The 6,279-nt window shown below is 66.0% G+C and carries 6 protein-coding genes and 1 pseudogene; 4 read left to right on the forward strand and 3 right to left on the reverse strand.

Features of this window, described 5'->3' with window-relative positions:
• Window positions 1–51 precede the first annotated feature (51 nt).
• A complete protein-coding gene (locus tag AOK17_RS05790; RefSeq protein WP_055611224.1) occupies window positions 52–807 on the reverse strand; it encodes a class I SAM-dependent methyltransferase in 756 nt (251 codons plus the stop codon).
• A 380-nt stretch (window positions 808–1,187) separates the two neighbouring features.
• The gene (locus tag AOK17_RS05795) at window positions 1,188–1,955 is read right to left on the reverse strand and encodes a transposase (protein WP_079052813.1); all 768 of its coding nucleotides are present in this window, start codon (window positions 1,953–1,955) and stop codon (window positions 1,188–1,190) included.
• Between the two features lie 96 nt (window positions 1,956–2,051).
• On the opposite strand from AOK17_RS05795, the gene AOK17_RS05800 reads away from it, so the two are divergent.
• From AOK17_RS05800 to AOK17_RS53505, 3 genes are all read left to right on the forward strand, one after another.
• Complete coding sequence (locus AOK17_RS05800; protein WP_055611218.1) at window positions 2,052–2,606, forward strand: hypothetical protein; 555 nt, start codon at window positions 2,052–2,054, stop codon at window positions 2,604–2,606.
• A gap of 105 nt (window positions 2,607–2,711) precedes the next feature.
• Window positions 2,712–3,482 (forward strand): IS5/IS1182 family transposase, encoded by a 771-nt coding sequence (locus AOK17_RS05805; protein ID WP_055611219.1) that lies wholly within the window; start codon window positions 2,712–2,714, stop codon window positions 3,480–3,482.
• A 297-nt stretch (window positions 3,483–3,779) separates the two neighbouring features.
• Window positions 3,780–3,902 (forward strand): hypothetical protein, encoded by a 123-nt coding sequence (locus AOK17_RS53505; RefSeq protein WP_281198582.1) that lies wholly within the window; start codon window positions 3,780–3,782, stop codon window positions 3,900–3,902.
• Between the two features lie 3 nt (window positions 3,903–3,905).
• Here the strand turns inward: AOK17_RS53505 and AOK17_RS05810 are convergent.
• A pseudogene (locus tag AOK17_RS05810) lies at window positions 3,906–4,750 on the reverse strand (IS5 family transposase).
• 211 nt (window positions 4,751–4,961) lie between these two features.
• On the opposite strand from AOK17_RS05810, the gene AOK17_RS05815 reads away from it, so the two are divergent.
• A complete protein-coding gene (locus AOK17_RS05815; RefSeq protein ID WP_055611220.1) occupies window positions 4,962–5,711 on the forward strand; it encodes an IS5/IS1182 family transposase in 750 nt (249 codons plus the stop codon).
• Window positions 5,712–6,279: the final 568 nt, after the last annotated feature.

A 6,279-nucleotide genomic window follows, 5' to 3' on the forward strand; every position in this document is an offset into this window, starting at 1 on the left:
AGCGTCCTGCGAGCAACCGCGCGGTCCGGCCAGGGACTGAGAGTCCGGTGTTCATACCTTGCTCGCGACCACCATGTAGTTCTCGGCCTCAAGATCGAACGTGCTCAGTTCCGTTTGGAGTCCGACCCGGTGCAGCTCGACTTCGAGTTCCTCGTACCGGTAGGGCCAGCAGGACAGCAGTTCCGAGCGGACAAGGACCAACCCGGTCACATCAACTTGCGCGATCGCAATCTCGATGTGGTGCTCCTTCTCCCAATGCGGCGCAATCTCCCAGCGGTAGACCACGACGGCATCGCGACCGTTCCGGCGGACGAGTCGGTCACTGATCTCCAGCCGGGAACCTCTGGCCCTCACGAGTTCCCAAGTGCGGGATGTGAGTACCAAGCGCCCGCCGGGGCGCAGAAGCCGTGACATCGACTCCAGAGCAGCACCCCTGCCTGTCGCGCCCGCGGCATGGTGAAGCGAGTTGCCAACGCAGAACACCATGTCGAACGTGTTGTCCTGGAAATGGTCGGGCAACTCTTCCCAGTTCGCCCGTACGGCCCGGACGGAGGCCCCGAACTCCTCAGACAACTCTACAGTCCGACGAACCATCGCCTCGCTGGCGTCAGTTGCGACAACCTGCATGCCACGACCGGCGAGGCCAACCGCCAACTGTCCGGTTCCGCACGAACAGTCGAGGACGTGAGCGTTCGACGGCAGGAGTTTGAGGACGTCGTCGAACGACGCAGCGAACTCGGCTGGAGGCAACTTTGCATCCGAGATGAGCCATTCGTACACCTCGGCAAGCACGTCATAGCCTGTCACAACCACTACCTCCGTCACGCGGCAGACTCACGGTAGGACGTCAGTCCATCAGCGGAGCAAGCCGGGCACCAATGGTTTTCGCAAGGATGGCTCTGACGGTGTTTGTGGGTTGTCAATTGTCCGTCTGAGTGGATGTCACCGGCTGGTAGCTGGGAAGTTGTTCGTGAGAAGTAGTGTCACTCGCGGAGTTGCGGTGGCAAGGTGAATGTGCTCAGTGAGGGTTTTCAGTGGGCGGTTCGTGAGTTGATGTCCGTTCCGGACTTGGTTACTGCTTCTTGCTGAAGATGCCGGGCTCGGCCTCGGTGAGGATTCCTAAGGCTTGTCCCGTAACTGATCTTCGAGTCGGTGCGGACGCGGTCTGGTGTGTCCGGCCCACTCGTTCATCCAGCAGGGGCGAGGTTGTGCAGGCGGGCGATGCCATTCATGGCGTGGTGAACGCCCTCGCCCCTGAGACGGCAGTCGCGCAGGATCTTCCAGGACTTCATGCGGGCGAAGACATGCTCGACGCGGGCGCGGACCCGTTTGTGCGACTTGTTGTGTTCCTGCTTCCAGATGGAGAGTTCTTCGCCTTTGCGGTGCCGGTGGGGCATCACCAGGCCGGTGCCCGGGTAGCCGCCGTCGGCGATCGTCGTGGTGTTGCCGACGGCGGCCTTGGCCCCGGATTCCTCCCATGCCTTGCAGTCGTTGCGGTTGCCGGGAAGCGGCTGGCCAACGACGACGACCAGGCGGCTGTCGGCGTCGATGACGACCTGGTGGTTGGTGGAGTAGCGGTAATTCTTGGACTGCTCGGCCACCGTGTGGTCGCGGGTGGGGACCAAGGTGCCGTCCACAATGAGCACGGTGTCCTTACGGAACCGTCTACGGGGCCGGAGCGCGAGAAGAGGGCCGAGGTGGCCGATAATGCGGCCGGCTGCGGACTTCGAGACGCCGAACAGCGGGGCAAGCTGGCGCAGCGTCAAGTTCGTGCGCCAGTACGCCGTGACCAGCAGCACCCGGTCTTCCAGCGGCAGGCTCCACGGCCGGCCCCGGCGGACCGCGTCTCCTCCGTCGCGCCGCAGAGTGGTCATCAACTTGCCAAAACAGCGAGGACTCAGCCCAGTGAACGGGGCTATCCAGGACGGCTCCGATGCCGTGATCACACCCACCACGCCGGGATCATCACATCAGACCAGCCCGACGCCGAGACGATCGCTGCAGCTACGCTTCCATCGGGCAGCCGATGTTGAGCAAAACCGGGGGAGATCGTGAACCGACCGCTGCTGTTCCTCGACGTGGACGGGCCACTCAACCCCTATGCGGCCAAGCCGGAGAAACGCCCCGACGGCTACACCACACTCAGAGTGCGCCAGGACAGCGGAACTCCAGACGAACGCAGAGAACTCTCGGCCCGGCGGCGGCCCTTGCGGGTCTGGCTCAACCCCGAACACGGGCGGCCCCTGCTCCAGCTCGGCTACGAGCTGTGCTGGGCCACCACATGGATGGACGAAGCCAATCGGTGGATCGCCCCGGTGCTCGGCCTTCCCGAACTCCCTTTCGTCGACTTCGGCAACGCCTTGCTTCAAGAACGCCCCGACGGGGTCCACTGGAAGACCGGCTCCCTGGTGGACTACGCCAACGGCCGTCCCTTCGCCTGGGTGGACGACGAACAGAGCGATCTGGACCAGGCATACGTGACCACCCACCACCGCGGGCCTGGGCTTCTGCACCACGTCAACCCGCGAATCGGTCTGCGCGAGGACGACTTCCGCACGCTCGCCGACTTCGCCGGATCTCTGGACACTCCACGAGCCACCGACTGAGCACGTCGCCAGTCCTTCAGACAGCTCCGTGCTCGGTTCCGCGATCATTGCGGGACAACCGTTAAAGGGTGTTGCACAAGGCGTTGAGCTGGGCATCTCCCTTGTATGGCTGGGGTTTTACGTGCTGAGCGGGTGTGGGTGGAGACGTTCACGGGGCTGCGGTTGACGCAGTTTCTGGCTCTGTTGAAGGTGGTGCGGGAGCGGGGCGGTGACGGCACGCTGCGCGGCCGGCCGTGGTCGCTGCCGCTGGCCGAGCGGGTACTGATCGTTGCCGTGTACTACCGCACGAACCTGACGATGCGGCAGCTGGGTCCGCTGTTCGGCGTCTCGTCCTCCACGGTCTGCCGGGTCATCCAGCGGCTGGGTCCGCTGCTGGCGGTGGAGCCCGTCTCGAGCGCGGCCGATGTGGCGGACCGGTTGTGGATCGTGGACGGCACCCTGGTCCCAGTCCGCGACCGGCACGTCGGCTCATCGTCACGCAACTACCGGTTCTCGGCGAACGTGCAGGTCATCGTCGATGCCGACACCCGCCTTGTGATCGCCGCCGCTCACCCGGTGCCCGGCACCACCGCGGACGCGCACGCCTGGCGGGCCTCCGGCTTGGCCGAACACTGCCAGGGCGTGACCGTCCTGGGCGACGGTGCCTACCTCAACTGCGGGATGGTCGTGCCCCACCGCAAACGGCCTCACAGGCCCCTGCTGCCAGGCGAGGAGGACGACAACGCCGCCCACCGCAAGGTCCGCGCGCGGGTGGAGCATGTGATCGGCCGGATGAAGAACTACAAGATCCTCCGCGACTGCCGGCAACGCGGCGACGGCCTCCATCACGCGGTCCAGGCCGTCGCCCACATGCACAACCTCGCCCTCGCGTCATGACCAGAAGACCGCGATCACGGGCTCTGGCCTGCCCGAACACGGCCTTGTGCAACACCCTTTAGTGTGACCAGGCGTTTCATCTTGGCTCGGGTGCGTTCGATGTGTTTCGGCAGGAGCTCGAAGTCAAGGGTCTGGCAGATGTCGCGGGCCCTCAGTGGGCCGGTGGTGTCGTTGAAGACGGCGAGGATGCGCGGGTAGGTCCGGGTGCTCGGGCAGCTCCAGACTCCCTGATGGGTCGGGGCTCTGGACCGGGATTCGGTCGGCGAGGCCGGTGATGGTCGTGCGGGTGATGGCGAGGTGTTCCAGACGCAGTTCGGCCTCTTGGAGCTGGGTCTGAAGGGTGTCGATCTGGGTGCGGAGATCGCCGGCCAGGGCCCGGGCTGCGTCTTCCTGAAGGTCGAGCGCTTGGAGGGGGGCTGAGGTTCATGCGCCGACCATCTGCGGATCGCGCCAGGTGAGCTTGCTCGCGTCGGTGAGCCGACGGGCCATGACGTGGGTCATGGCCCAGTAGACGCGTGAGGTGGAGGAGGCCGGGCGGTGTTCGTAGTCGCGGACCAGGCGCGGTGCAGTATCAGGGTCCCGAACGTCTGCTCGACTCGCCACCGTTTCGGCTGCGGAACGAATCCCCGCTCCTCAGGGTTGCGCCGGACGATCTTGACGTCGATGCCGAGGGCGGCCCCGTGTGTGACGACCTGGTTCTTGAAGCCCTGGTCGACCAGGGCCTTGCTTACCGAGCCGCCAGCCCCGACGGCGACTTGGTCGAGCAGAGCGATGCCGGCGGCGTTGTCGTGGACACTCGCGGCCACCACGGTGACGGCGATGACCAGGCCGAGGACGTCCACGGCCAGTCCCCGCTTGCGGCCAGGCATCCGTTTCGCGGCGTCTTTGCCAGTCGTGACCGCGGGGACCCCGGTGGCAGCCCGGACACTCTGGGTGTCCAGGATCACCAGGGTCGGGTCCTCTAATCGCCGGTTCCTCTCCCGCACCTGGCAGCGCAGGAGTTCATGGATCTGCTGGTCGGTGCCGTCGTCCCGCCAGGCGGCGAAGTAGTAGTACGTCGCGCTCTTCGGCGGCAGATCGTTCGGCAACAGGGCCCACTGACAGCCGGTCCGGGACTGGTAGAGGATCGAGTTCACGATCTCCCGCATCGGATAGCGGCCCTGGTGGCCGCTCACGGAACGGTGCCGGTTCCAGGCCGTGAGCACCGGCTCGATCAACACCCACTGCTCGTCGGACAAGTCGCTCTGGTACGGCTTGCGTTCACTCATCCAACCGATCCCAGCAGACCACCGGCACCGGACCGGAACGTTCCGGCTTCGCCCACACCATCAGGCGACACCAGAACCACTCATAGATTCACGAACCGCCCACTCAGAGTGGCCCCCGGACGGGTGACGGCGGGACCGTAAAGCAACGGACAGGGTCCCCGTGCCGTTGAGAGAGGTGTCTAGGGCTCAACTCTCCAGCTAAGGAACCCTGTTGGTCCCGTATCCTGCCGCACTCGACCTGCCGCACGCACTCGTGGAGTGGGTGACGATGGTGATCGTCACCCGTGAGGGTGACCGGCGCTGCAAACTCCGGCCGTCCGAGCGTGCGGTGATCGCTCTGGCATACCTGCGCCGGCACGACCCTCTGGCTCAGCTCGCCGCAGGTTTCCGTATCTCCGTCGGCACCGCCCACGCGTACGTCACCACCGTCGTCGAGCACCTGGCCGACATGGCGCCGGGTCTGCTGAAGGTCCTGCGCGAGACAGACCCCGACTACGTTCTCGTGGACGGCACGCTCGCCGAGTGCGACCGGGTCGGCGACGGGCGCGCAGACTATTCGACGAAGCACAAGCGGCACGGTGTGAACGTGCAGGTCATCACGGACCCGGCCGGTCGCACGCTATGGCTCTCACCCGCCCTGCCCGGCCGCACACACGACCTGACCGCCGCCCGCACCCACAAGATCATCAGGATCTGCGAGCGCCAAGGCGTCCCCGTCCTCGCCGACATGACCTACATCGGCGCGGGCGAGTGGGTCACCACCCCCAAACGCCGACCGCCCCAAGGTGAACTCACCACCACCGAGCGGACGGTCAACCGGGCGCTGTCCGCCGCTCGCGTACCCGTCGAACGAGGAATCGCCCGCCTCAAATCCTGGCGAATCTTCCGCAGAGCCCGATGCAGCCCGAACCGCATGACGTCAATCGCCAAGGCCGTCCTCACCCTGGAGCGGCACCGCTGAAAACCCTCAGTGAAGGGCACCGCCGATGCCGCCTGGTCAGTCGAAGGTCGAGTCGACCGGGCGTGCCCGCCCGCTGTGGGAGTCGCCGTCCTCAGCCCGCACCACCGCCGTTCTCAACACGGAGTCCGACCATGGAGAACGCTCTTGGGCACCGTAGGAGTGCAGCGCCATGTCGAGCCCGTGCGACGTGTACTCATGCATCAGCAACACCCGCATGCCCTGCCGCGCCAAGCGGCCTCGATCTGCACCGCAAGGGTGCCGAGCTCGTAGCGGTCCTCCAGCAGGAACTGCACCGTGCGCCCGTTGCGTGACGGCGAGGTCGTGCCACGGACCTGGGTGTAGCGGACGCCAGCCGCCTGCTGTGCTTGGGGGGGCTCGGGCCTTGGGGCCGCTCGCACCGGACTTGGTCATTTCGCCTGGTGCACGACCGGTGCGGGGTGCCGCACGCAGGCTCGCGGCGTGCGCATCCTGCGGCCGCCCAACCATAGCGGCACAGCAGATCAACGAGTCGGCACGACACCGCACCTGACGAAGCAATCAGGAGGACCCGCCCAAGGGCCCTTGGGCG

The organism is Streptomyces phaeochromogenes (genome assembly GCF_001418655.1).
Lineage (GTDB): Bacteria > Actinomycetota > Actinomycetes > Streptomycetales > Streptomycetaceae > Streptomyces > Streptomyces phaeochromogenes.

Excerpts from the sequence above, each read along its gene's own strand:
- AOK17_RS05805 (WP_055611219.1), top strand. The coding sequence starts at position 2,712 with ATGGCTGGGGTTTTACGTGCTGAGCGGGTGTGGGTGGAGACGTTCACG.